Below are 25198 nucleotides of genomic sequence, written 5' to 3'. Positions count from 1 at the left end.
ATGGGACGTGCGGTCGGGATCGATCTCGGTACCACGAACTCGGTGGTGGCCGTGCTGGAGGGCGGTGAACCCACGGTTGTCGCCAACGCGGAGGGGGCCAGGACCACACCGTCGGTCGTGGCCTTCGCCAAGAACGGCGAGGTGCTGGTGGGCGAGGTCGCCAAGCGGCAGGCCGTGACGAACATCGAGCGCACCGCGCGCTCCGTGAAGCGGCACATGGGCGACGGGAGCTGGCGCTTCCCGGACCAGGGCGACATCGACGGCACCCGGTACCGGGCGCAGGAGCTGTCGGCGCGGGTCCTGCAGAAGCTGAAGCGGGACGCCGAGTCCTATCTCGGCGAGGACGTCACCGACGCCGTGATCACGGTGCCCGCCTACTTCGACGACACCCAGCGGCAGGCGACGAAGGAGGCCGGGGAGATCGCCGGGCTGAAGGTCCTGCGGATCATCAACGAGCCCACGGCGGCCGCGCTGGCGTACGGCCTCGACCGGGGCGAGGAGCAGACGGTCCTGGTCTTCGACCTCGGCGGCGGCACCTTCGACGTGTCCCTGCTGGAGATCGGCGACGGGGTCATCGAGGTCAAGGCGACCAACGGCGACACGCACCTGGGCGGCGACGACTGGGACCAGCGGGTCGTCGAGCACCTCGTGAAGAAGTTCCGGGGGCAGTACGGCGTCGACCTCGGCAAGGACAAGATGGCGCTGCAGCGGCTGCGCGAGGGGGCCGAGAAGGCGAAGATCGAGCTGTCGTCGTCCTCCGAGACCACGATCAACCTGCCCTACATCACCGCCTCCGCCGAGGGGCCCCTGCACCTCGACGAGAAGCTGACGCGCGCCCAGTTCCAGGAGCTCACCGCCGATCTGCTCGACCGCTGCACGACCCCCTTCCACCAGGCGGTCAAGGACGCGGGCATCAAGCTCTCCGCGGTCGACCACGTGATCCTCGTCGGCGGCTCGACGCGGATGCCCGCGGTGACCGACCTGGTCAAGGAGCTCACCGGCAAGGACCCGCACAAGGGGGTCAACCCCGACGAGGTCGTGGCGGTCGGGGCGGCGCTCCAGGCGGGGGTCATCCGCGGCGACGTGAAGGACGTGCTGCTGCTCGACGTCACCCCGCTGTCCCTGGGGATCGAGACCAAGGGCGGCATCATGACGAAGCTCATCGAACGCAACACCACGATCCCCACCCGCCGTTCGGAGATCTTCACGACCGCCACCGACAACCAGCCCTCGGTCGGCATCCAGGTCTACCAGGGCGAACGCGAGATCGCCGCGTACAACAAGAAGCTCGGCGTCTTCGACCTCACCGGGCTCCCGCCGGCGCCCCGGGGCGTCCCCCAGATCGAAGTGGCCTTCGACATCGACGCGAACGGGATCATGCATGTCTCGGCGAAGGACCTCGCGACCGGGCGCGAACAGAAGATGACGGTGACGGGCGGATCGGCGCTCCCCAAGGACGACATCGACCGCATGATGCGCGAGGCCGAGCAGTATGCGGAGGAGGACCGCAACCGGCGCGAGGCCGCCGAGACCCGCAACCAGGCCGAGCAACTCGTCTACCAGACCGAGAAGTTCGTCCGGGAGAACGAGGACAAGGTTCCCGCCGAGACGAAGACGGAGGTCCAGTCGGCGGTCTCCGAACTGAAACAGCTCCTGGAGGAGAACGCCGACACCGCCACCCTTCGGGGCGGCGTCGAGAAGCTCGCCTCCGTCAGCCAGAAGATGGGCCAGGCGATGTACGCCCAGGCCCAGCAGCAGCCCCCGCGGGACGAATCCGCCTCACCGCCGCAGGACGAGGAGGGCGTGGTCGACGCGGAGATCGTGGACGACGAGAAGGACCAGAAGGGCGGCGCCGCCTGAGACTCCGTCAGATCTGGCTCCTCTCCCAGCCCGGTGACCGGCAGGGTGTCATCGGCGCACCCCCGTGGGGAGCGTGACGCACACGGCGTCGAGGACCGTCGCGTAGGGCGTGCCGAAGTCGGTGAGCCTGGAGCGGAGTTGCTCCAGGCCGTCCCGGTACTCGGTGAGCAGGCCGAGGTCTCCCGTCCGGGCCGTGAACTCCAGCACCGCGGGCAGGAAGTCCGGCAGCTCCTCACCGGCGAACTCCAGACCGGCGGCCCGGTAGACCTCCTCGAGGCGGACCAGCGGCATCCCGCGCCGCCGGGTGTCCCCGTCCTGCCACCGGCTCAGATACAGACCGTGCCGGTACTTGACGTCGAAGACCCGCACATAATGCGCCGCCAGCTCCTGCGCGGGCGTCAACGCCGCGTGGTCCACGAACTCCCGCAGCTGCGGGGCGGCTTCGCGCAGCAACGCCAGCCGCGCGCGGAAGTCGTCGTCGGGATACGTCAGGCAGAGCGCCGCCGCCTGGTAGAGCACTGCGTCCGAGGGCATCACGCCTCCTCCGCGTCGTCCGTGGTCTGCCGTCCGCGCAGCAGGTGGAAGTTCTCCACCGACACCAGCGGCAGCTGCCTGCGCCCCGAGTCCTGCCCGAAGGGCCCGTCCTCGCCCATGCCGGGGCCGTCCGCGTGGTCGAGGCTGCACGTGTCCGGCAGCGCCGGCTCCTCGAGCCCTCGGGGCGGTCTGGGCCCACCGACGGATAGTCCGTCTGCTGGGTCTCCCAGGTGATGATGCCGTCCTTGACGTACACCTTCCAGCGGCACGAGCCGGTGCGGTTCACGCCGTGCGTGGAGGTCACGACCTTGTCGTGGCTCCAGCGGTCGCGGTAGAAGGCGTCCGCCTCGCGCCCGCCGCTCAGCTCGATGCTGTGCAGGTCGGGGGAGGCCCGGCCGGGCCGGAAGAACCGCCCTGCCCGCAGCAGCGCCGCGCCGGGCTCCCTCGGCGGTGTCCGGGTGTCGGTCACGTGTGCTCCCTCCGCTGGCCCGCGGCTCGCTTCGAACCTAGGCCGGGGCGCGGGAGCGCACCCGTTCACGGCACCCGTACGGGTCAGACCTTCCGCGCGACCCCCGCGTACACCGACACGATGCCCTCCGCCTGGGCCGCCACGTCCTCCGGGCCCGGACGCCAGCCCGGCACGGGGATCACTCCGGGGCCGAGCAGCTCCAGACTGTCGAAGAAGCGGGAGAACTCGACGAGCGACCGGGGGTGGAAGGGAGTGCCGCTGCGGCGGAACCGCTCGGCCGCCTTCTCGATCGCCCCCGGGCTCAGATCGGGCGTGACCTGCGAGAGGATCACGAAGCTGCCCGGGGCGAGCTCGGCGACGTACCGCTCGAGCAGCCCGTACGCCTCGTCGCCCAGGTAGTGGGTGAGCGCCACCAGGGACAGCGCGACGGGCTGCGAGAAGTCCAGGGTCGCGGCGGCCGGCCGCAGGATGGTGTCCGGGTCGCGGACATCGGCGTGGACGTAGTCCGTGGCGCCCTCAGGGGCGCTGTGCAGCAGGGCCTGCGCGTGCCTCAGGACGATCGGGTCGTTGTCCGCGTACACGACCCTCGACTCGGGGGCGACCTCCTGCGCCACCTGGTGCAGGTTCGGCTGGGTCGGGATGCCGGTGCCGATGTCGAGGAACTGGCGGATCCCGGCCTCTGCGGCGGTCCGCACCGCCCGGTGCATGAAGCGGCGGTTGGCGCGCGCCCCGCGCATCACCGTGCCGTCCACGGCGAGGATCCGGCGGGCCAGTTCCTCGTCCACCGGGTAGTTGTCCTTGCCGCCCAGCCACCAGTCGTACACCCGGGCCGGGTGCGGCCGGCTGGTGTCCATGGCGGGGACTGCGGCGTCGGATCCGGTCATGCGGTGTCTTCTCCCCCTGTGATGGTGGCGTGGCGCACCTGGCGTGGTGTCGTGCGGCCCGCTCAGAAGTCCTCGCGGCGCTCCCGCAGCAGCTTCTTCGTACGCTCGGCCGACGCGGCCCGCGCCGACATGTGGTCCAGGACCTCCAGGTGCGTGGCGACCTCCTGGCGGGAGTCGAGATACAGCGCACCGGTCAGGTACTCCGTGAAGACCAGGTCGGGCAGCTCCGGCTCGGTGAAGCGGAACAGGGAGAAGGGCGCGTACGTCCCCGGGTGCGGGCCCTCCTCGAACTCGCACACCTGGAGCGTGACCCGGTCGCGCTCGGCGAACTCCAGCAGCTTGTCCAGCTGTTCGCGCATCACCTCGGAGCGGATGCTCACCGGGCGGCGCAGCACCGTCTCGTCCATGATCGCCCACAGATGGGGCGCGTTCGGGCGCTCCAGGAGCTGCTGCCGGGCCATGCGCAGCGACACATGCCGCTCCAGCGCCTCGGCGCCCGTCTGCCCGATGGTCCCGGCCTCCATGACGGCACGCGCGTAGTCCTCGGTCTGCAGCAGTCCCGGCACGAAGTGCGGCTCGTAGGACCGGATGATCCCGGCGGAGCCCTCCAGGCTCACGTACAGGCTGAACCACTCCGGCAGCACGTCGTGGAACCGCTGCCACCAGCCCGGCTTGTTCGCCTCCTCGGCCAGCTGCACGAAGGACTCGACCTGTTCCTCGGGCACGCCGTAGGTCTCCAGGAGCACCTGGACGTACGGGATCTTCAGGGCGACCTCGGCCATTTCCATCCGCCGCACGGTCGCGGGGGCCACGCGCAGTACCTGCGCGGCCTCCTCGCGTTTGAGGCCGGCCGCCTCCCGCAGTTCCTGAAGCCGTCTGCCGAGCACCACCTGGCCCACGGTCGGCGCAGGTCGCCGCTCACTCACGCCACGCCTCCCCTACGCGTCGAAGCTTGCGTGCAGTGTGCCATGTTCCGGTGCCGGTCTCACCGGTCACGACCGGTTCCTTCATTACCTCCCGCGTAATCGACCGGGGCGCGGGCCGACGGCATGGTGGAGGCCACGGGTTCCGGGCCGGCGCACTCCGGTCCGGGACCCGCCGTCCGCTTCCCCGTTCCCGACCTCGACGGAGGGTGATTCGCCATGTCCGCGACCCAGCTCACCGCGCTCGCCCGGACCTCGGACCCGCACACCATGCTGCGCCGTTTCCTCGCCCTGGACGCGGCCGTGACCGGTGCGAACGGTCTCGTGTACCTTCTCGGGTCCGGACCGGTCGGCCGGTTCCTGGGCGTCGACTCCGGGCTGCTGCTCGGACTCGGGGCCTTCCTCGTGGCCTACGGCGTCGTCGTGGCCGTCCTCGCCTCGCGCGGTCGTCCGCCGGTGCTCGCCGTGCGTGCCGTCGTCGAGGCCAATCTCCTGTGGGCCGCCGTGAGTTGTGCCGCCCTGGGCCTGTGGTTGTCGCCGACCACGGCCGGTGCGGTGTGGACCGTGCTCCAGGCGATCACCGTCGCCGGGTTCGCACTGCTCCAGTACGCCGCGCTGAAGGTCCGTCAGGGCAACAGTGAGTGAAGGTACTTGACCGTCGCCGGGTCGGCCGGGAGGAACGTCTCGATGGCCAGCTCGGCGACGGTCACGTCCATGGGGGTGTTGAAGGTGGACGTGGACGAGATGAACGACAGCGTCCGGCCTTCGTGCTCGATCCGCATCGGCAGCGCGAAGTAGGGGACCGGCTCGGCAGGTAGGCCGTCGTCGGCCCGTTCCTGGTCCGGCACGGGATAGGCCGCGACCTCCTCGTACAGCTCCCGCAACTGCTCCGACCGGCGCAGGGCGATCTGCCGGCGCATCTGTTCCAGCAGATGCCCGCGCCACTCCCGCAGATTGAGGATGCGCGGGGCGAGGCCCTCGGGGTGCAGGGTGAGCCGCATGGTGTTGAGCGGGGGCCGGAGCAGGGACTCCGGGATGCCGTCGAGGAGCATCATGATCCCCCGGTTCGCGGCCACGACGTGATAGGCGGCGTCGAACACCAGGGCCGGGTAGGGCTCGTAGCCCTGGATCAGCCGCTCGATCCCCTCACGCACGGCGTCCAGCGCCGGATCGTCCAGCGGGGTCTCCGGGAAACGCGGGGCGTAACCGGCCGCGAGCAGCAGCGCGTTGCGTTCCCGCACCGGCACCTCCAGATGCTCGGCGAGCCGCAGCACCATCTCCTCGCTCGGACGCGAGCGGCCCGTCTCCACGAAACTGATGTGCCGGGCACTGGAGTCCGCCCGCAGCGCCAACTCCAGCTGACTGACCCGTCGTTGCTCCCGCCAGGCGCGCAGGAGAGGACCGACGCCCTGGTCGGACGGGGTGGCTGCGGCGGAGTGGGCAATGGTCATACGTACGACCGTAGTCGAGGAGCGGGCGCATGAGCGGGCCGTGGACGAGGGAGAGCGCGGCGCGGTACCGCGCCAGGCTGCGGGGCTGTCTGCCGGGGGGTGCGCTGGGTGACGCCCTCGGCTACCCGATCGAGTTCTCCTCCGTGGACCGCATCCGGCAGGTGCATGGACGGCACGGGATCACCGGGCTGGTGCCGGGGCGTACGGCCGGGTGGGCCTCATCAGCGACGACACCCAGATGACCCTGTTCACCGTGGAGGCCCTGACCCAGGCCCGAGCACGGGAACGGGAACGGGAACGGGAAGGGGGGAGCTGCCAGGGCGACAGGCAGGGCGACAAGCAGGGTGGGCGACAGCCAGGGCGGCGCCTACTCCCTGCTGCTGCGGTTCGCCTACCAGCGGTGGCCGGACAAGGCCCGGCTGTACGCCCGCCGCGCCCCCGGCAACGCCTGTCTGTCCGGGGTGCCCCAGCTGTACGCCCCCGACCCGTGGTCGGCGATCGACGGCGAGCCCGGACCGGTCAGCCCGGACTCCAAGGGTTGCGGGACGGTCATGCGCTCGGCCCCTTCGGCCTGTGCGCGTCCGCCGAGCGGGCCTTCGACATGGCCGCCCACGGCACCCAGATCACCCACGGCCACCCCACCGGCTACCTGGCGGGTGCGGTGCTGCGCACGCTGCGCCTGCTGTGGCCCGGAGAAGGTCGAGTCCCTCGGTGCGGGCTGGGTCGCCGAGGAGGCACTGGCCATCGCCGTCTACAGCGCCCTGGCCGCCGACAGCGTGAAGCACGCGCTGCTGCTGTCGGTCAACGACTCCGGCGACAGCGACTCCACCGGCTCCATCTGCGGCAACCTGCTGGGCGCCCTGCACGGTGACGTCGGCCTGCCGCACGAGTGGGTCCGGCAGGTCGAGGGCCTGGGCCAGGATCGCCGCGCTCGCCGATGACCTTGCCGCCGAGGGTGTCCGGGCCTGACCACCGGGAACGCTCCTGACCAGGGCCGCAGCGGCACGGCTGTGGGACGCTGAGAACACCCCGACCCCCAGGAAGGAGCGAGGCCATGCCCGTCGAACCCCTGTCGCAGAAGGAGATCGAGGACCGGCTCGCGGAACTGCCGGGCTGGTCCGTCGACGACGGCCGCCTCACCCGCTCGTACCACCTCGGCACCCACTTCGCCGCGACCGCGATGGTCGTCCACGTCGCCCAGGTCCAGGAGGAGCTCGACCACCACTCCGACCTCACCCTCGGCTACAACACGGTCGCGCTGTCCGTGCACACGCACAGCGCGGGCGGCGCCCTCACGGAGAAGGACTTCGAGCTCGCGCGGCGGGTCGAGGCGCTCGCCGCCGGCCACGGAGCCCAGTGAGCCGGTGCTCGACTACGACAAGGAGGCCGACGCCTACGACGCCACCCGCGGCGGTGAACCCAGGGCCGCCGCGGCTGCCGACGCCGTACTCGGTCTGATCCCCGCCGACACCCGGCGCCTCCTCGACGTGGCCTGCGGCACCGGGATCGTCACCCGCCGGCTCGCCGCCGCCCGGCCCGCGACCCGGGTGACGGGCGCCGACCTGACGTACGGCATGGCCCGCACGGCCGCGGTACGGCTGCCCGGCGCGGTCGTGCTCGCCGACAGCCGCGCGCTGCCGTTCCCCGACGGGGTGTTCGACGCCGTCACCAGCGTGTGGCTGCTGCACCTCCTCGACCGGCCCGAGGACGTCCGGGCCGTGGTCGCCGAGTGCGCCCGGGTCCTCAGACCCGGCGGGGTGTACGTCACCACCGTCGACAAGGCCGCCGCGCACGACGTGGGCAGCGACATCGACGCGGTCCTCGCCCCGCGCCCGCGCCGACCGGCCCCGGACGCGGCGCCGCTCGTCGAGTCGTACGCCGCCGCCCACCTGCTGCACCCGGCCGGCCGGGCCCGTTTCCCGGGCCGCGGTCAGGTCCGCAGCCCCCGGCGTACCGCCGCCGACCTGCGGCGCGGCTGGTTCACCCTGCTGCCGCCCGGCGACCCGCGCACCGAACGGTTCGCCGAGCGGTTGGAGACACTGCCCGACCAGGAACTCCCGCGCCCCGACCCGATGTTCAGCGTCCGGGCGTTCCGGAAGGCCGGCTGAAGTCCATGGTCCAGTTGGTCACCCAGGTCTCCCCACCGTCGACCGAGAAGGCCTGCTCCCAGTGGGCCGCGGCAGCGGACACGCCGGCCCACACGAACCGCACCCGCACGTCCTTCCCGTCGTACGTGTCGTCGCCGTAGAACTCGCCGCGACCGTTCTCGAAGCGCCCGACGACCGGCGGGAACAGCTTCCCGGTGCGGCTCGCGGCCCAGTTCAGCGACCACTGCCCGGTCTCCCGGTCGAAGAGGCGCAGGGTCACGCCCTTCGCTTCCAGGTGTGGCATGTCGATCTCGTCGACGTTCGCGGCCCCGTCGAACAACGGCAGGCAGCGGCTGGTGGCGGGGAACTCCTCCCAACCGCTGTCCGGGTCGAGGAAGTCGGCGCGGCGGCGGTTGGCGACCTCCCAGTCGCCGTGGAGGAAGACGAAGTCGTGCGGGCTGCTCATGAACGGTCTCCCGTGGTTCCTTCGGGCAGGGAATCGGCCAAGTAGGCCTCGAGGTCCGGGGTTTCGGGCGCGAGCAGGTGCCGGACCCAGGCGTCCCGTTCGTGCCGGATCGGCGGGAGCTCCCACACGCAGCCGATCCAGGGCAGGTCAGGTGTGACGAAGTGCGTGGGGTCGAGGTCCGGACAGCGCAGCGCCGGCTGCCCGGCGGCGGCGCCCCGGAAGTGGAGCACGTTGTCCCACACCCAGCTGTAGGCGTTGAGGTAGGCGCCGGTGTCCGTGCCCCGGTGGAGCACGACGAAGGTCGCGGGCGGAGTGCCGTCCGGCTCCGGCAGCAGCTCCGGGAGGATCCCGTACGCCGCCTTCTCGACGTCGGGAGCGATTCCGGCTGGATCTGAGGTGACGTGGTAGCGCTTGATCTGCCGCCCGGCGACCTCGATCGGCGGTGGCACGGTCAGCAGCTTCTCGGTGAAAGCCATGCGCGGCACGCTAGGCCCGCTTCACTGACACCATGTGTCAGTGAAGTCCAGCCGGCTCGTCTCCATCCTTCTCCTGCTCCAGACCCGGGGCCGGATGACCGCCGCCCAGCTCGCCGAGGAGCTGGAGGTGTCCGTGCGCACGGTCTACCGGGACGTGGAGGCGCTGAGCGCGGCCGGCGTCCCGCTGTACGGCGACGCGGGCCATGCCGGCGGCTACCGCCTGCTCGACGGATACCGCACCCGTCTCACCGGCCTCACCGCGGACGAGGCGGAGGCCCTCTTCCTGGCCGGGGCCCCCGGGCCCGCCGCCGAGCTGGGCCTGGGCTCGGTCCTCGCCGCGGCCCAGCTGAAGGTGCGGGCCGCACTGCCGGCGGAGCTGCGGGCCCACGCGGACCGGATCAGCGGACGCTTCCACCTCGATGCGCCCGGGTGGTACGCGCAGGCCGAGGAGGCGCCGTATCTGACGCAGGTGGCGGAGGCGGTGTGGAACAGCAAAGTGCTGCGGGTGGTGTACCGCCGCTGGGCCGAACCGACCGACGTGGAGCGGAGGTTGGAGCCGTACGGGCTGGTGCTGAAGGCGGGGCGCTGGTATGTGGTCGCCGGGCCGGGGCCGCGCACGTTCCGTGTGGACCAGATCCTCGAACTCTCCGGTGGGGACGAGGAGTTCGCCCGGCCCGAGGACTTCGACCTGGCCGCCTACTGGACGGCTCACCAGCGGGACTTCCATGACCGGCTGTACCGGGACGAGGCGGTCGTGCGACTGGCGCCGGGCGTGCGGCTGCCGAGGGCGGTCGACGACCGTACCGGCTCCGACGGTTGGACCCTCGCCCGGGTTCCCATCGAGTCCGTCGAGCGCGCCCATGGCGAATTCCTGCGCCTGGGCACCGACATCGAGGTGCTGGAACCCCCCGAGCTGCGCGAACGGATGTCCCGGACGATCGCCGAACTGGCCGAAAGGTACGGCAACTCGGCTTCCCCGTGCGGCGACTGAGCGGGTGGAACCCGTCCGCCCCACCGCTTCGGAGGTTCACCCGTGCAGCACCCGCACCCGCGCCCCCACCGCAGACGCCGAGTCCTCGTCTCGGCGGTGACCGCCGCAACGGCCCTCGTGGCCGCGGGACTCACCGTCCTGAACCCCGGCTCCGCCGAGGCCGCCACCGCCCGCCAGGTCGAGAAACTCGACCGGGGTGTGGTCAGCGTGCACACCAGCAGCGGCAACCTGGTCAGCTGGCGCTGGCTCGGCACCGACCCGAACGAGGTGTCCTTCAACGTCTACCGCGCCGGCACGAAGGTCAACCCGACCCCGGTCACCGGCTCCACCAACTACTTCCACTCCGGCGCGCCGGCCGAGGCCGACTACACGGTCCGCGCGATCGTCGGCGGTGTCGAACAGGCCGACTCGGTCCACGCGGTCCAACTCCGCGCCGGCTACAAGGACGTGCCCATCAGCCCGCCGGCCGGCGGCACGACCCCGGACGGCGTCGCCTACACCTACGAGGCCAACGACGCGTCCGTCGCCGACCTCGACGGCGACGGGGCACTGGACTTCGTCCTGAAGTGGCAGCCGACCAACGCCAAGGACAACTCGCAGTCCGGCTACACCGGCAACACGATCCTGGACGGCGTCAAGCTCGACGGCACCCGGCTGTGGCGGATCGACCTGGGCCGCAACATCCGTTCCGGCGCGCACTACACGCAGTTCCAGGCGTACGACTACGACGGCGACGGCAAGGCCGAGGTCGCCGTGAAGACGGCGGACGGCACGGTCGACGGCACGGGCGCGGTGATCGGCAGCTCGTGGTCGGCCGACCACCGCAACTCCAGCGGCTATGTGCTGTCCGGCCCCGAGTACCTGACCATGTTCAACGGCCAGACGGGCAAGGCGATGCAGAGCGTCGACTACGTGCCGGGCCGGGGCACGGTGTCCTCGTGGGGCGACTCGTACGGCAACCGGGTCGACCGTTTCCTCGCGGGGACGGCGTACCTGGACGGCGCGCGTCCCTCGCTGATCATGGCCCGCGGCTACTACACCCGCACGGTGATCGCGGCCTGGGACTGGCGGGGTGGCGCCTTCACCCGCCGCTGGACCTTCGACACCAGTTCCTCGACGAACTCCGGCAAGGGCTACGACGGTCAGGGCAACCACCAGCTGTCGGTCGCGGACGTCGACGGCGACGGCAGGGACGAGATCGTGTACGGCTCGATGGCCGTGGACGACAACGGCTCCGGACTGTGGACCACCAAGAACGGCCACGGCGACGCGCTGCATGTCGGCGACCTCGACCCGTCGCGCGCGGGCCTTGAGGAGTTCAAGGTCGACGAGGACGGTTCGAAGCCGTCGTCCTGGATGGCGGACGCGAGGACCGGCCAGATCATCTGGTCCACTCCCGCCAACGGCGACAACGGCCGGGGTGTCTCCGGGGACATCTGGCCGGGCAGCGCGGGCGCCGAGTCCTGGTCGTCGTCGGAGAGCGGCATCCGCGGCCCCAAGGGCACGGTGGTCGCGACCCGCAAGCCGGGTTCGACCAATTTCCTGTCCTGGTGGGACGGCGACCCCGTCCGCGAACTCCTCGACGGCACCCACATCGACAAGTACGGCACCTCGTCGGACACCCGCCTCCTGACCGGTGCCTCGGTCCACTCCAACAACGGCACCAAGGCCACCCCGTCGCTGTCCGGGGACATCCTCGGCGACTGGCGCGAGGAGGTCGTCTGGCCGACGTCGGACAACAAGGCGCTCCGCGTCTACTCCACGCCGTACGAGACGACGACGAAGATCACGACCCTGCTCCACGACACGACGTACCGCACGGCCCTGGCCTGGCAGAACACGGCCTACAACCAGCCCCCGCACCCGAGCTTCTTCATCGGCGACGGGATGACGACGGCACCCAGGCCGACGGTGTACACGCCGTGAACACCGGTGGGTGCGTGAGCCTTTGGGGAGCCTTGGAAGCCCTCGGGGAGCACGCACCCACCCGGGCGGCTAGCTGAAACCGCCGCTGAAATCGCTGTTGAGCTGCGCGGAGCAGATGTTGTAGCCGCCCTGGGCATGCCCTTTCTTCGTCTCGCCGTTGATGGTGACCGAGCACTGGACGTCCCCGCCGCCCATGAGCTGAGCGGTCACCTGGTAGTAGAGGGCGCCCTCGTCGACGCTCAGCGTCTTCTTCAACGGCAGCCCGTTGCCCTGGAGGTTGGTGCCGTCACTGCCGTAGGTGATGTCGACCCCCGCCGGCGCGGAACCCCACACCTTGAACACCGCCTTGCCACTGGGGGCGGCGTCGCCGCTGTCGGCCGTGTCCGCCTCGGCCTTCGCCTTCGCCGTGGCCGTCGCCGTCCTGGTGACGGTCACCGTCGCAGCGGGCTCCGCCTCGGCGTCGACCTGCGCCGGTGCGGTGACCGTGACGGTGGGGGCGGGCTCGGCGGAGGCCTTCTTGCCGCCGTCGCTGCTGCTGTTGCCCGCGGCTCCGATGCCCACGCCGAGGAGCAGGACGCCCACGGCGACAGGAATGAGTACCCGCTTGCGGGCCCACCCGGGGCGGGGCGCCGACGGAACGGGCGGTGGCCCGAAACCGGGCGGCGGAGGGGCAGGAGGCGGAGGTGGCTGGATGTACGACATGGTCCCCCCTCAGGTTTTTCGTGGGGGAATGAGCGTAACGGGAGTTGCGAAGCAAAGGTGAGAGTCGCGCGGGTGGGGTGATCCGGTTGTGACCTCGGCATTCGACGCGCAGGGAAAGGGCGCGTACCCGGTGCGGCACGCGCCCCCTGTGTTCCCGTCAGGCAACCGTGCAGTTCTGGTCGCCCAACTTGAACGCGGTCGGTTTTCCGTTCGTCCCCGACCAGCTCCCCGTGAAGCCGAAGCTGACGGAGGAGCCCGCCGCCACGTTGGCGTTCCAGCCGACGTTCTTCGCCGTGACCGTCGAGCCCGACTGGGTGGACTCGGCGTTCCAGGTCTGGGAGATCGTCTGGGCGTTGGGGAAGGTCCAGCCGAGTGTCCAGCCGGTCCACGCGCCGGACCCCGTGTTGCTGAGCTGGACGTCGGCCTGGAAACCGCCCGACCACTGGTTGGTGATCTTGTACGTCACCGTGCAGGCGCCCGTGGGAGTGGGATCCGGCGGGTCCGTCGGATCCGTGCCGCCGCCTCCGCCGCTCGTGTCGGACGAGTCGCCGTAGATCACCCCCCGGCCGTTGGTCGAGACGTACACCCGGCCGTACACCCGAGGGTCACCGGTGATCGCCGCGCCGGTCCAACCCCACTGGTGGGCGTCGTCGTTGACGCGGGTCCAGCTCGCGCCCTTGTCCGTGGAACGGAAGATGCCACGCACCCCGCCGATCTTCGCGCTGGTGTACAGCGTCTGGTACGACGCCCCCGTGGCCGCCTTCCCGAAGCCGATCGCGTCGGCCTGGTCGACGTTCGCCAGCTTGGTCCAGCTCGTGCCGCCGTTCGTCGAGTGCCACAGACCGTACGCTCCGTCGCTCGCCCCGCCCGCGAGCCAGACGTCACCCTTCACGCCGGGCAGCGCCTTGAAGCGCACGCTGTCCCCGGCGGGCAGTCCGGTCGCCGCGGACGCCGCGAAGGTCGCCCCGCCGTCCGTACTCACGTAGAACTTCCCGGACTTGAAGCCGTAGAAGGTCTTCGCGTCCACCCGGTCCGACTCCACGATCGCCCCGGCCGGGATCCCGCTCGACGCCGACCAGGACGAACCGAAGCCCGTCGTGTACTGCACGCCCGCACCCTCGGGGCTCCACACGAACCGGCCGCCGTCCGAGGCGGCGGCCACCGTCCCGCCACCGCTCACGCCCGAAGGGTCGGTCCCGGCGAACCAGTTGGCCCCGTTGTCCGTGGAGAACGCGATGTGCGGCCCCGAGTCCAGATTGCCGGTCCGCACGACCGTGTTCGGGTTCGTCTCGGCGAAGTCCAGACTCGTGGTCGTGGTGAAGTTCGGGGACGTGAACATCATCGACGGGACCTTGGTCAGGTCGGTGTGCCGGAAACCGCCGACGTCACCGAGCGCGCTCAGCAGCGGGGCACCCGAGGGCGGCGAGGCCAGGTCGTTGACCGCCGTCTCCTCCAGGCCCTGCACCATCGGCTTGATGGTGAACTGGCTGCCGGAGTCCCAGTTCGTGAGGTTCTCCGTGCCGTAGAGCGTCGCTCCCGTGCCGTACATCATGCGGTTCGAGTTGAACGGGTCGATCTCCAGCGACTCGGTCATCCACCCCAGTTTCGGCGCCTGTTCGGGCGGTGACGGGTTCGCGCCCCAGGTCAGCCAGGGCGAGGACGAGACATCCATCGTGTAGTGGTTCGCGCGGTTGGGGTACGACGAGTAGTCCCACGCCTTCGTCCAGGTCGCCCCGCTGTCGGTCGACCGGAAGATCTGGGTGTCCGGCCACCAGGAGCTGTACGCCGTCGCCATCACCGTGCCGGGTTTCTGCCGGTCCACCGTCAGTCCGCTGAAGCCGTAGTAGGTGTCGGCCTCCGCGACCGGGCTGATGTTCGTCCAGGCGCCGGTCGCCGTCGCGTACCGCCACACCTGGCCCTTGCCGCCGTCGTACGGACCGCTCTTGTCGCTGTAGGAGAGGTACAGATAGCCGCCCGCAGCGTCCAGGACCCCCTTGTGGGCCAGGTAGCCCGTCGGCTGGCCGGCGAGCCGCGTCCAGGTCCCGCCCGCGTCCGTCGAGCGGTACACCGAGTTCTGGAGATCCGCGACGCCGACGTAGATCGCCCGGGTGGCGTTCCCGGACGTACCCGTCGACTCGTCGAAGGTGACCCACACGATGCCCTGGTTGTCGCTGGCGTACCCGCTGGTGTCGCTCGGATCCTGCTGGTAGTTGCCGACGTTGGGGAAGGCGGTCACCTGCGACCAGGTGACCCCGGAGTCCGTGGACCGCCACAGCCCCTTGCCGCTCGGCGCCCCGAGGTACAGCACGCTGTTCTTGTTCGGGTCGACCGCGAGCCGCTCACCCATGCCGCGCCCCGGCATGTTGCCGCCGAGCTTGAAGGGCAGGTCGGTCTTCTGCCAGCTCGCGCCCCGGTTCGAGGAGCGCATGACCGCGCCGTTCGTCGGGTCCCAGCCGTTGGTGTACGTCCCGACGGCCGCGTACACCCTGTTCGGGTCCACGGAGTCGGACGCCAGGCTGACCACGCCGGTGTGCCCCCAGTCGTCCCAGCCGACCGAGTCGAGCAGCGGCGTCCAGGTCTTCGAGGACTCCTGCCAGCGATAGGCACCGCCGATGTCCGTGCGGGCGTACGCCAGGTTCTTCTCCTTGCGGTTGAAGACGATGCCCGGCACGAAACCACCGCCGTCGATCCGGGCGTTCTTCCAGGTGTACGTGTCGGCGGCGAGCGAGACCTTCGCGGTGCCGTCGGCCGCCAGTGCGGGCGGGGTGCCGGCGAGCAGCCCGGCCGCGAGCGCGAGCACGGCCGTGAGGATGCGGGTTCTTCGCACGGGGGGAGTCCTTTCCGGAAAGGGGAGAGTGGGGGAGAGTAAGCGCTTTCCGTCAGGTGTGAGAGTTGCCGGGCGGCCCCCAGTGCGGGAGGAGGCCGCCCGGCGAGTCGGCCCCGCCGTCAGGTGGCGGGACCTATACGCGGAGCCTTTCGAGCGGCTCCGGAGAAGGAACGGTGCCTGGTGCGCCCCTTCAGGGGCGCGGGACTGCATCCATGTGCGGCTCCGCCGCGCGGGCGCGACCAGCCACAACGGACCCGCAGTCGACAACGGTCCAACCCGCGGAGCGCCCGGCGGGGGCTGCTATTCAAGAAGCTCCGCGTACGACCCCATGGCCAGGGCGATGTCCGCCTGGGCCCAGAACCGGTGATACGTGAACGACGGCACCGCGCCGCCGGCCAGGTACGTCTGGATCTTCGACCAGGCGGGGTCGTTCTTGTAGAACGACCGGAGGGATTCGAACGTCGACGACGAGTTGATCGCGTCCCCGTTCGGCATGGTCCCGGTCCACCCGCTCGGCACGTACACCGAGTCGTCGAAGCGGTTGTAGTCCGCGCGCGACTCGGGCACCGCGATCCCCAGGCTGTCCTGGTAGTTGTTCCACATGCCGTCCAGCAGTGACTTGGCCGTGGAGGCGGCCTGGGTGTCACCGCTGCGGTCCGCGTAGTACGTCAGGGTCTTGGCGTACGCGGCGGTCACCCCGACGTCGTTGGTGTAGTCGGCGACGGTGACGTGAAGTCCGCTGTTGGCACCGGGACTTGACGCGTTCCAGGTGTCGGGCTGGCCCGACCACTGCAGCGTCGACGGGATCTGGTAGGTGCCGTCCGGGTTGATCGTGGTCTTGGACAGCGCCCACTTGACCCACTTGTCGAGGACGGCCTTGGCCTGTGCGTTCCCCGTCTGCTGGTAGTACTCGGCCACCCGCTCCATCGACCACGTCTGGAAGCCGAACCACTGGTTGGACGGCGGGTCGTGGTAGACGGGCTGCTGGTCGTAGTACATGCCGTAGAAGGTCGACGTACCGGCCGGGGGAGTGGCGTAACGGCCCGCCCAGCTGTTGGTCGCCCCGCCCGCGATGGCGCCCTCGCTGGACTGCAGCCAGCGGTAGAACTCCAGCTGCCGGCCGAGTGAGGTGTTCCAGTCCGCCGCGCCCGTCGCCGACTTGGGCTTCAGGTCGGCGTAGGAGCTCAGCGCGTACGCGGCCATCGGGTTCTGGTAGCCGCCGTGCACATGGCTGGAGCCGATGCGCCAGGCCCAGCCCGCCGAGGTGTCGGTCGCGCCGCCCCAGGCGTAGTACCAGGAGAGCAGGTAGCTGGAGGCGTCCTTGCCGGTTCCGGCCGCGCAGGTGGAGGGACCGACACAGTTGCCGATCTTCTTGAAGTACTTGTCGTACATGGCGTAGCGCAGATAGTCGCCCATCTTCGCGGCCTTGCCCACGGTCGCGGAGACGTCGGAGCCCTTGCCCTGCTCGTTCGCCCACTTGTCGGCCCAGTACGCGGCCTGCACCGCGCGCGCGTCGGCGTCCGGGGCGTTGGTGAACTTCCACTGCTTGGCGTAGGAGGCGTCACCGGTGAACAGGTCCAGGTAGCCGTTCTTGCCGCCGTACTTGAACTGGTCGCAGGTCGGCTGCGGCACCGTCTCCCACACCGACTCCTGCGCGCCGCGCTGGAAGGTGTTGATGTACGACGGTCCGGTGTCCGTCGGTCCCGCCTCGCACTTGCCGGGCGAGTTGCCGTAGCCGTAGACGTTGTCGACGTCCTGGAGCCAGTGCATGCCGTAGACGTCGTCCGTGCCGTACGCGCTCTTCAGCTCACCGGCGATCGGGTCCGAGCCGACGGACACCGACGAGTCGAGCTTCGCCGGGTACTCGTTCGGGGTGTCCAGCTCGGGCGCGTAGGTGGCCGGCTTGGAAGCGTTGTAGAAGGAGTTGGTCGGCTGGTCGGCGTGCGTGGGGATCATGTACTTCTCCATGATGTCCCAGGCCCCGTTGAACTTGGACCAGTCGCCCGTCACCTTGCCGTACATGGCCTGGAGCCACAGGAGGTAGCTGTACGCCTCCGACGTGGTCTCGTGGCCCTGGTCCGGCGCCTCGACGATCAGTGTCTCGACCGAGTGGTAGGGGATGCCCTCGGGGGAGAAGTAGCCGTTCGCCGGGTTGGTGATCTTGCCGTACAGATCCAGGAAGCGGGCGTTGTACGTGCCCGTCGCCGCGATCTGGGTGACCGTCACCGAGGCCTTGGCGAGGCCGGTCGCCGTCGACTCGAAGGTCGCCGCGCCGGTGCCGGAGGCGTTGCCGGTGATGGTCACCGTCTGGGCGGTGTTCCAGTTCGACGGGGTGAAGGTCAGCGAGGCCCCACCGGTCACCGAAAGGCCCGAGTTGCCGCTTGTGCGGGCCGTCGTGACGGTCACGTTGGCCGAGGGCTGCGTCGACAGCTTCACGGTGTACGTGCCCGTCTTGCCCTGCTGGACGGCCAGTTGGGTGGCCGAGGCGACGACCGCGGGACCCGAGGCGACCGTGACGCCGACCGGAGTCGACTCACCGGACGCGCCGAGGCTGTCGTACGCCTTCGCGAGCAGCGAATGACTGCCCACGGTCAAGCTTGAGACCGAGAGCGAGTACGGCGATGTCGTGTCGGTGCCGAGCAGCGTGGTGTTGTCGTAGAACTCCACCTTGCTGATGGTCGCGTTGTCCGCGGCCGCCGCTGTCGCCGCGAGCGGGACCGCGTCGCCCTGGGTGTAGACCGCGCCCGCGGCCGGGCTGGTCAGCACGGTGATCGGCGGCTGGTGGGCGCCGGTGCAACTGGTCCCGTTGACCGCGAAGTTGGTCGGGGCCGCGTTGCTGCCGCTGTAGGTGAACTGCGCGCCGGTGGTGACGGCGGCGCCCGCGGCGATGTTCGCGTTGTAGGTGGCGTTCTTGACCGTGACCGTCTGGCCGGACTGGGACCACGTGCCGTTCCAGCCGTTGCTCAGCTTCTGGTTGCCGGCGTAGCCGTACGTCAGGGTCCAGCCGTTGATGGCGTCCGTGCCGCGGTTGGTGATCGTCAGATCCGCGGTGAAACCGGAGCCCCAGTCATTGGTCTTGTAGTCGACACTGCACTGAACTGCCGCTGCCTGTGCGGGAGTTGAAGCCGCACTCAGCATCGCGAACGGCAGTGCCATGGCCGCCACGACAGCGGTCCACAATCGCCGGACGGTCCGGCGTCTCCTGGTGGGGGGCATTGCTGGTTCCTCCTTGTGCGGCTCGGAGAAGTCAAGGCTTGAACCAGTGGGAGCGCTCCCATAGTGGAGACGAGGGTTCAAGGGGTCAAGGTGCTTGAAGAGTCGAAATGATTCGACGGACGGGGTGCCGGAAAATCAAGTGACCCCTCTGTTCTTTGCTGTCACTTGGCGCTACCTTCCTTGACACCAGTGGGAGCGATTCCATCAGTCGACGCGTCCGTCACGGCGCGCTGATCTGCAAGGAGTCGCTCATGCGACACCCCCCGCGTTCAGTACTTTTAGCCGTTGCCGGCGCCGTCGCCCTCATCGGGTCCGTGACGGTGCCGGTGGTCACGGCGTCCGGCGCCGCCCCCGCCTGCTCGGTGGAGTACTCCGTCACCAGCCAGTGGGACAGCGGCTTCCAGGGCACTGTGAAGATCACCAACAACACTGCCGCCGTGAGCAGTTGGAGCCTCGCCTTCGACTTCGCCGGCGGTCAGAAGCTCACCCAGGGCTGGAACGCCAAATGGTCCCAGTCCGGTACGACGGTCACCGCGGCCAACGAGAGCTACAACGGCTCCCTGGCCACCGGAGCGAGCGTCAGCGCCGGATTCATCGCGTCCAGGTCCGCGAGCAACCCCGTACCGACGTCCTTCAAGCTCAACGGCACGGTCTGCAACACGGACAGCGCACCCACACCGGACCCCACGGACCCTCCGTCGGGCCCCGGTGACGGCACACCTCCCGTCCTCCGGGTCTCCGGCAACAAGCTCGTGGACGCCGACGGCGCCACCCGTCGGCTGCTCGGCGTCAACCGGTCCGGTGGCGAGTTCATGTGCGTCCAGGGCCGCGGCATCTTCGACGGCCCGGTCGACGACGCCTCCGTCAAGGCGATCGCCGACTGGAAGGCCAACACGGTCCGCATCCCTCTCAACGAGGAGTGCTGGCTCGGCCTGTCCAACATCAACCCGGCCTACGCCGGGACGAACTACATCAACGCCGTCAAGGACCTGGTCGCCAAGGTCAAGGCGCACGGCATGACACCCGTGGTCGAACTGCACTGGACCTACGGGCAGTACACCGGCAACTCCGCCGGCTGCTCCGACGTGCACGCCAGCTGCCAGAAGCCGATGCCCGACATGCAGTACACGCCCTCCTTCTGGGCGTCGGTGGCCAACACCTTCAAGAGCGATCGCAGCGTCGTCTTCGACCTGTTCAACGAGCCCTACCCGGACCGCGCCACCTCCACGACCACCCAGGCGTGGCAGTGCTGGCGGGACGGCGGCACCTGCCCGGGCATCGGGTACGAGGTCGCCGGCATGCAGGACCTCGTCGACAGCGTCCGGGGCACCGGCGCGACCAACGTGATCCTGGCCGGCGGTATCGCCTGGTCCAACGACCTGAGCCAGTGGCTGACCTACAAACCCACCGACCCGGCGGGCAATCTCGCCGCCGCATGGCACGTGTACAACTTCAACACCTGCGCCAACGAGAGCTGCTGGAACTCCACGCTCGCCCCGGTGGCCGCACAGGTTCCCCTCGTGGCAGGGGAGATCGGCGAGAACACCTGCGCGCACGGATTCATCGACCAGGTCATGAAGTGGTTCGACGACCGCGGCCTGTCGTATCTGGGCTGGACCTGGAACACCTGGGACTGCTCCTCCGGACCGTCCCTGATCAGCGGCTACGACGGCACACCCACAGCGTTCGGCACCGGGCTGCGTGACCATCTGCGTGCCCTGAACGGATAGCACCCGCTCTACGCACAGCACCCGCTCGACGGACAACACCCGCGAACGAGAAGGAAACCCGCACTCATGAGTCGTACGAGAACAGCGCTCCTCGCTGCCCTGGCGCTCGTCGCCGGGGCCTCCGGGACCGCGCTCGCCGTGGCCCCGGCGGAGGCAGGCATCGCCGCCGTCCCCTGCACCGTGGACTACAAGGTGCAGAACCAGTGGGACACCGGCTTCACCACCGCCGTCACCATCACCAACAACAGCGCGGCCAAGTCGAGTTGGTCGCTGAAGTGGTCGTACGCCGGGAACCAGAAGGTCACCAACTTCTGGAACTCCAAGATCAGCCAGAGCGGGACGGCCGTCACCGCCGCCAACGAGAGCTACAACGGCACGCTCGCCACCGGCGGTTCGGTCAGCTTCGGCTTCCAGGGCACCTACAGCGGCACCAACGCCCTGCCGACCACCTTCACCCTCGACGGGGTGACCTGCAACGTCGACGGCGGCACCGGTCCCACGGACCCGCCGGACCCCGGGACCGGCAGCCGGGTGGACAACCCGTACGCCGGCGCCAAGGTGTACGTGAACCCGGAGTGGTCCGCGAAGGCCGCCGCCGAGCCGGGCGGCAGCCGGATCTCCAACCAGCCCACCGGCGTGTGGCTCGACCGGATCGCCGCCATCAACGGCGTCAACGGCGGGATGGGGCTGCGCGCCCACCTCGACAAGGCCCTGGAGCAGAAGGGCAGCGGCCAGCTCGTCGTCCAGCTGGTCATCTACAACCTGCCCGGCCGTGACTGCGCCGCGCTCGCCTCCAACGGCGAACTCGGCCCGACGGAGATCGACAAGTACAAGACGCAGTACATCGACCCGATCGCGGCGATCCTCGCCGACCCCAAGTACGCCTCGCTGAGGATCGTCAACACGATCGAGATCGACTCGCTGCCCAACCTCGTCACCAACGTCTCGCCGCGGGCCACCGCCACCGCCAACTGCGACACCATGAAGGCCAACGGCAACTACATCAAGGGCGTCGGCTACGCGCTGAACAAGCTCGGTGACGCCCCCAACGTCTACAACTACGTGGACGCCGGACACCACGGCTGGATCGGCTGGGACGACAACTTCTCGGCGACCGTCCAGACCATCAAGCAGGCGGCGACCGCCGAGGGCGCCACCGTCAACGACGTGCAGGGCTTCATCACCAACACCGCCAACTACAGCGCCCTGAAGGAGCAGTACTTCACCATCAACGACTCCGTGGCCGGCAAGTCCGTGCGCGAGTCGAAGTGGGTGGACTGGAACCGGTACACCGACGAACTCTCCTTCGCGCAGGCCTTCCGCCAGGAGGCGGTGAACCAGGGCTTCGCCTCGGGCGTCGGCATGCTGATCGACACCTCCCGCAACGGCTGGGGCGGCTCCGCCCGGCCCACCGGGCCCGGTGCCACCACGGACGTGGACACCTACGTCAACGGCGGCCGGATCGACCGGCGTATCCACGTCGGCAACTGGTGCAACCAGGCGGGGGCCGGTCTCGGTGAGCGTCCGCAGGCCAGTCCGGCGGCCGGGATCGACGCCTACGTGTGGATCAAGCCTCCGGGTGAGTCCGACGGGTCCAGCTCCGCGATCGCGAACGACGAGGGCAAGGGCTTCGACCGGATGTGCGACCCGACGTACACCGGCAACCCGCGCAACAACAACAACATGTCCGGTGCGCTGCCGAACGCCCCGCTGTCGGGGCACTGGTTCTCGGCGCAGTTCCAGGAGCTCATGAAGAACGCGTACCCGGCGCTCTGAGTGGATGCGGGAGGCTGTGCGATGTCGGCCGCGGGTTTGTTGTGGCTGGTCGCGCAGTTCCCCGCGCCTCCAAAAAACCGGAGTTCAGTCAGTTCTCCCTGGCCAGGCCCCGGCGTATCGCGAACTCCACCGCTGAGTAGTTGCCGTCGGAGCGGTTCAACTCGTACTGCTCCGTCGGCAGCAGCGGAGGCTGTGCCATGAAGCGGGGCCTCGTGCCGTGGTGGGGCTGGGCCGCGTGGACCAGGAAGGGGTGACAGAGGTAGACGTCCCCGGGACTTCCGGTGGCGTGGGCGAGGGGGCGGTGGGCCGAGGCCTCGTCCACCTTCGGGCCCAACTCCAGGAAGGAAGCACCCTGTTCACCGTACGGCTCCAGGACCGAGGGCACATCGAGAGGGGAGCCGACGCGGATACGGGTGGGGGCATCCTGCTCGGTGACCTCGCTGAACAGGAACAGCATCAGCAGGGCGCGGTCCCTGGAGCGCAGGTGGTTGGTGTGGTAGATGCCGGCGGGCGCGTCCTCGGGGGAGGTAGCTGGGGTCCCTTCCGTGCCCTCTCTTTGTGCGTCGTCGGGCTCCTCCATGTGCGGAAACCGCAACGGGAAACTGCCCAGCGAGTAGCGGGACTGCCAGCGGTTCTCGCCCACCAGCAGGTCGAAGGCCCCATGCAGCACCGGTGAGTTCACGGCCGCCGCGAACGGGCCCTGCGCCATGTCGGCCACCCAGACCACGGGGTCCTTCCAGGAGGCCGGGTCCTCGCGGTCGTAGCCCGTCTCCCGCCACAGCAGCGAGCCGCAGTGCTGGGCGACGCGGGGCGGGAAGGCACCCTCGATCCTCACGAACCCCTCTTCGAGGAAGCGCTCCACCAGTTCGTCGTCCATGGGGTCATCGTGGGAGAGCGGCAGGAGCGCACGCATCTCATTTTCTTTGCGTCCGCCACGCCGTGTTTTTTGCCGTCGCGGCAACCTCGCCGGCCTCTTCGCGGTGCGTCGGCGCACGCTGGCCGCATCCCGAGGAGAGGCTGGCAGCATGGCGCACGATCACGACTCCCACGGTCACCACCACCACGACGACACCGACATCGACTGGTCCGAGATGGCCGAGCACCTGGAGACCCAGGCGGAACTGTTCACGCCCCTGTACGAACGGGCCCTGGCCTGGCTCGGGCACAAGCAGACCGAGCCGGGGCTGATCGTCGACGCGGGCAGTGGGCCCGGGGTGCTGTCCTGTCTGCTCGCCGAGGCGTTCCCGGGGGCCCGGGTGGTCGCCGCCGATGGGGCCGAGCCGTTGCTGGAGCGGGCGCGGGCCCGGGCCGAGCGACTCGGTGTCGCGGACCGCTTCGGGACCCTGTCCGGTGAACTGCCCGGAGTCCTGGATGACTTGGACTACCCCGTCGACCTCCTCTGGGCCAGCCGGAGCCTGCACCATCTGGGCGACCAGCGGGCCGGGATCGCCGCTTTCGCCTCGCGGCTGGCGCGGGGTGGCACGCTGGCGTTGATGGAGGGCGGACTGCCCGCCCGCTTTCTGCCCCGCGACATCGGGATCGGGCGGCCGGGGCTCCAGGCACGGGTCGACGCGCTGGAGGAGGAGTGGTTCGCACGCATGCGCGCGGATCTGCCCGACTCCGTCTCCGAGGTCGAGGACTGGCCCGCGCTGATGGCCGCTGCCGGGCTGCGGCACACCGGCACGCGGAGCTTCCTGCTGGACCTACCGGCGCCGACGACTGATCGGGCGCGTGCGTACATCGCCGCGTCACTGGGGCGGCTGCGCGATGTGTTCGCGGAGCAGCTGGACTCGGCCGACCGCGAAACGCTCGACCGGCTCCTCGACCCCGAGGACGCGGTGAGTGTGCATCGGCGGCCGGATGTCTTCGTGCTGGCGGTGCACACGGTTCACACCGCGGCGCGGACCGGCTGACGCGCGCCTCCGGACGGACCCCGTGCGTCGTTTCCTCTCCGCCGACCATCGGCGGACCCGTGGCACTTGACTTGGAGAACGCTTCAACTGATGTACTCCCTGGCGTTCGGAAAGTGACTGAGGAACACAGGGGGAAGCCATGTCCGACTCACCGGTCGCGCTCATCACCGGCGGCGGCAGCGGTATCGGCGCCGCGGTCGCGCGGCAACTGCTCGACGCGGGGCACCGGGTGGCCGTCACCGGGCGGGGCGAGCCGCGATTGCGGGCGTTCGCCGAGGAACTCGGCAACCCGGACGGCCTGTTGACGTTCGTCGGCAACGCCGCCGAGTACGGCGACATCAAGGCCGCCGTCGACGGCACGCTCAAGGAGTTCGGCCGGCTGGACACGGTCGTCGCCAACGCGGGCTTCGCCACCCATGACACCGTGGCCGCGGGGGACCCCGCCGGCTGGACCGAGATGGTGCTGACCAACGTGCTCGGCCCCGCCCTCCTGATCCGCGCCTCCATCGACGCGCTCAAGGAGACCCGCGGCCGGATCGTCCTGGTCGGCAGCGTCGCCGGGTTCGTCCACGGGCCCGGCAACATCTACGGGGCGACGAAGTGGGCGGTGACCGGGCTCGCCGAGAACGCCCGCCGTGAGGTCACCGAGTTCGGCGTCGGTGTCACCCTGATCGCCCCCGGCCGTGTGGAGACGCCGTTCTGGGACAGCTACGGCAGCCTTCCGCCCGGCCACCTGCTCACCGCCGACCAGATCGCCGCCTCGGTCGTGTGGGCCGTACGGCAGCCGGAGGGCGTCGACATCAACACCGTGGTCGTACGGCCGATCGGACAGCCCGTCTGACGCGCGGGCCGTACACGAAACACGACGGCCGGCGGTGAGCGTCCGGGCTCGAGGACGGACAGGCCAAGGTTGTCGTAGACGCCGCCGTCGGTGAGCAGCACGGTGTGCTGCTGGCTGTGTCCGTCG

General features: G+C 69.9%; 22 protein-coding genes and 2 pseudogenes. 12 read left to right on the top strand and 12 right to left on the bottom strand.

The annotated features are described in order from the left end of the window. Window positions 1–1860 carry a molecular chaperone DnaK gene (gene dnaK, locus ABZT06_RS27215; protein WP_355746119.1) on the top strand — a complete coding sequence of 620 codons (1860 nt, stop codon included), beginning with the start codon at window positions 1–3 and terminating at the stop codon, window positions 1858–1860. A gap of 48 nt (window positions 1861–1908) precedes the next feature. Here dnaK and narJ read toward each other — a convergent pair whose 3' ends face one another. From narJ to ABZT06_RS27190, 5 genes and pseudogenes are all read right to left on the bottom strand, one after another. Next, window positions 1909–2394, bottom strand: coding sequence for a nitrate reductase molybdenum cofactor assembly chaperone (narJ, locus tag ABZT06_RS27210; RefSeq protein ID WP_355746116.1), 486 nt, complete (start codon window positions 2392–2394; stop codon window positions 1909–1911). Continuing rightward, window positions 2394–2576: pseudogene (gene narY / locus ABZT06_RS27205) on the bottom strand (nitrate reductase subunit beta); the annotation flags it as partial. The pseudogene narY and the gene narJ, both read right to left, overlap by 1 nt. After that, a pseudogene (locus ABZT06_RS27200) lies at window positions 2573–2863 on the bottom strand (hypothetical protein); the annotation flags it as partial. The pseudogenes ABZT06_RS27200 and narY, both read right to left, overlap by 4 nt. 83 nt (window positions 2864–2946) lie before the next feature. Next, window positions 2947–3747 (bottom strand): SAM-dependent methyltransferase, encoded by an 801-nt coding sequence (locus tag ABZT06_RS27195; RefSeq protein ID WP_355746113.1) that lies wholly within the window; start codon window positions 3745–3747, stop codon window positions 2947–2949. A gap of 62 nt (window positions 3748–3809) precedes the next feature. Further along, the gene (locus ABZT06_RS27190; RefSeq protein ID WP_355746109.1) at window positions 3810–4673 is read right to left on the bottom strand and encodes a helix-turn-helix transcriptional regulator; all 864 of its coding nucleotides are present in this window, start codon (window positions 4671–4673) and stop codon (window positions 3810–3812) included. 216 nt (window positions 4674–4889) lie between these two features. Between ABZT06_RS27190 and ABZT06_RS27185 the strand changes: the two genes are divergently transcribed. Next, window positions 4890–5315, top strand: coding sequence for a hypothetical protein (locus ABZT06_RS27185; RefSeq protein ID WP_355746106.1), 426 nt, complete (start codon window positions 4890–4892; stop codon window positions 5313–5315). Here the strand turns inward: ABZT06_RS27185 and ABZT06_RS27180 are convergent. Next, on the bottom strand, window positions 5297–6121 hold the full coding sequence (locus ABZT06_RS27180) for a helix-turn-helix transcriptional regulator (RefSeq protein ID WP_355746103.1): 825 nt from the start codon (window positions 6119–6121) through the stop codon (window positions 5297–5299). The two genes, ABZT06_RS27185 and ABZT06_RS27180, sit on opposite strands and share 19 nt — an antisense overlap. A gap of 29 nt (window positions 6122–6150) precedes the next feature. On the opposite strand from ABZT06_RS27180, the gene ABZT06_RS27175 reads away from it, so the two are divergent. From ABZT06_RS27175 to ABZT06_RS27160, 4 genes are all read left to right on the top strand, one after another. Next, window positions 6151–6363: an ADP-ribosylglycohydrolase family protein gene (locus ABZT06_RS27175; protein WP_355746100.1), complete on the top strand. Its 213-nt coding sequence runs from the start codon at window positions 6151–6153 to the stop codon at window positions 6361–6363. A 102-nt stretch (window positions 6364–6465) separates the two neighbouring features. Further along, complete coding sequence (locus ABZT06_RS27170; RefSeq protein WP_355746097.1) at window positions 6466–7062, top strand: ADP-ribosylglycohydrolase family protein; 597 nt, start codon at window positions 6466–6468, stop codon at window positions 7060–7062. Window positions 7063–7175: 113 nt separating this feature from the next. Continuing rightward, the gene (locus tag ABZT06_RS27165) at window positions 7176–7481 is read left to right on the top strand and encodes a 4a-hydroxytetrahydrobiopterin dehydratase (RefSeq protein ID WP_355746094.1); all 306 of its coding nucleotides are present in this window, start codon (window positions 7176–7178) and stop codon (window positions 7479–7481) included. A 4-nt stretch (window positions 7482–7485) separates the two neighbouring features. Beyond that, complete coding sequence (locus ABZT06_RS27160; RefSeq protein ID WP_355746091.1) at window positions 7486–8229, top strand: class I SAM-dependent methyltransferase; 744 nt, start codon at window positions 7486–7488, stop codon at window positions 8227–8229. Here the strand turns inward: ABZT06_RS27160 and ABZT06_RS27155 are convergent. Beyond that, window positions 8198–8674: a hypothetical protein gene (locus tag ABZT06_RS27155; RefSeq protein WP_355746087.1), complete on the bottom strand. Its 477-nt coding sequence runs from the start codon at window positions 8672–8674 to the stop codon at window positions 8198–8200. The two genes, ABZT06_RS27160 and ABZT06_RS27155, sit on opposite strands and share 32 nt — an antisense overlap. Next, the gene (locus ABZT06_RS27150; protein ID WP_355746084.1) at window positions 8671–9150 is read right to left on the bottom strand and encodes a hypothetical protein; all 480 of its coding nucleotides are present in this window, start codon (window positions 9148–9150) and stop codon (window positions 8671–8673) included. Before ABZT06_RS27150 ends, ABZT06_RS27155 begins: the two co-directional genes overlap by 4 nt. Before the next feature lie 40 nt (window positions 9151–9190). On the opposite strand from ABZT06_RS27150, the gene ABZT06_RS27145 reads away from it, so the two are divergent. Further along, window positions 9191–10141 carry a YafY family protein gene (locus tag ABZT06_RS27145; protein ID WP_355746081.1) on the top strand — a complete coding sequence of 317 codons (951 nt, stop codon included), beginning with the start codon at window positions 9191–9193 and terminating at the stop codon, window positions 10139–10141. Between the two features lie 42 nt (window positions 10142–10183). Next, window positions 10184–12067 carry a rhamnogalacturonan lyase gene (locus ABZT06_RS27140; protein WP_355746078.1) on the top strand — a complete coding sequence of 628 codons (1884 nt, stop codon included), beginning with the start codon at window positions 10184–10186 and terminating at the stop codon, window positions 12065–12067. Between the two features lie 69 nt (window positions 12068–12136). Here the strand turns inward: ABZT06_RS27140 and ABZT06_RS27135 are convergent, their stop codons facing one another. The 3 genes from ABZT06_RS27135 to ABZT06_RS27125 all read right to left on the bottom strand — a co-directional run bounded on the left by ABZT06_RS27135 (window position 12137) and on the right by ABZT06_RS27125 (window position 18812). Beyond that, window positions 12137–12649: a hypothetical protein gene (locus ABZT06_RS27135; RefSeq protein WP_355746073.1), complete on the bottom strand. Its 513-nt coding sequence runs from the start codon at window positions 12647–12649 to the stop codon at window positions 12137–12139. 277 nt (window positions 12650–12926) lie between these two features. Beyond that, window positions 12927–15596 carry a cellulose binding domain-containing protein gene (locus tag ABZT06_RS27130; RefSeq protein WP_355746070.1) on the bottom strand — a complete coding sequence of 890 codons (2670 nt, stop codon included), beginning with the start codon at window positions 15594–15596 and terminating at the stop codon, window positions 12927–12929. A 300-nt stretch (window positions 15597–15896) separates the two neighbouring features. Next, the gene (locus tag ABZT06_RS27125; protein WP_355746067.1) at window positions 15897–18812 is read right to left on the bottom strand and encodes a glycoside hydrolase family 48 protein; all 2916 of its coding nucleotides are present in this window, start codon (window positions 18810–18812) and stop codon (window positions 15897–15899) included. Between the two features lie 251 nt (window positions 18813–19063). Between ABZT06_RS27125 and ABZT06_RS27120 the strand changes: the two genes are divergently transcribed. After that, window positions 19064–20542, top strand: a complete 1479-nt coding sequence (locus ABZT06_RS27120; RefSeq protein WP_355746064.1) for a cellulose binding domain-containing protein — start codon at window positions 19064–19066, stop codon at window positions 20540–20542. 66 nt (window positions 20543–20608) lie between these two features. Then, on the top strand, window positions 20609–22318 hold the full coding sequence (locus tag ABZT06_RS27115; RefSeq protein WP_355746061.1) for a glycoside hydrolase family 6 protein: 1710 nt from the start codon (window positions 20609–20611) through the stop codon (window positions 22316–22318). Window positions 22319–22406: 88 nt separating this feature from the next. Here the strand turns inward: ABZT06_RS27115 and ABZT06_RS27110 are convergent, their stop codons facing one another. Beyond that, the gene (locus tag ABZT06_RS27110; protein WP_355746059.1) at window positions 22407–23195 is read right to left on the bottom strand and encodes a phytanoyl-CoA dioxygenase; all 789 of its coding nucleotides are present in this window, start codon (window positions 23193–23195) and stop codon (window positions 22407–22409) included. A gap of 148 nt (window positions 23196–23343) precedes the next feature. Here ABZT06_RS27110 and ABZT06_RS27105 point away from each other — a divergent pair, with 148 nt between their 5' ends. Continuing rightward, on the top strand, window positions 23344–24231 hold the full coding sequence (locus tag ABZT06_RS27105; RefSeq protein WP_355746056.1) for a methyltransferase domain-containing protein: 888 nt from the start codon (window positions 23344–23346) through the stop codon (window positions 24229–24231). A 139-nt stretch (window positions 24232–24370) separates the two neighbouring features. Next, entirely contained in the window at window positions 24371–25072 is a 702-nt protein-coding gene (locus ABZT06_RS27100) for an SDR family oxidoreductase (RefSeq protein ID WP_355746053.1), read from the top strand. Window positions 25073–25198: the final 126 nt, after the last annotated feature.

Source organism: Streptomyces sp. NPDC005483 (assembly GCF_040606035.1).
GTDB lineage: Bacteria > Actinomycetota > Actinomycetes > Streptomycetales > Streptomycetaceae > Streptomyces.
The sequence above is the reverse complement of the archived record's forward strand: the minus strand, read 5'-3'. Positions and strand labels throughout refer to the sequence as shown.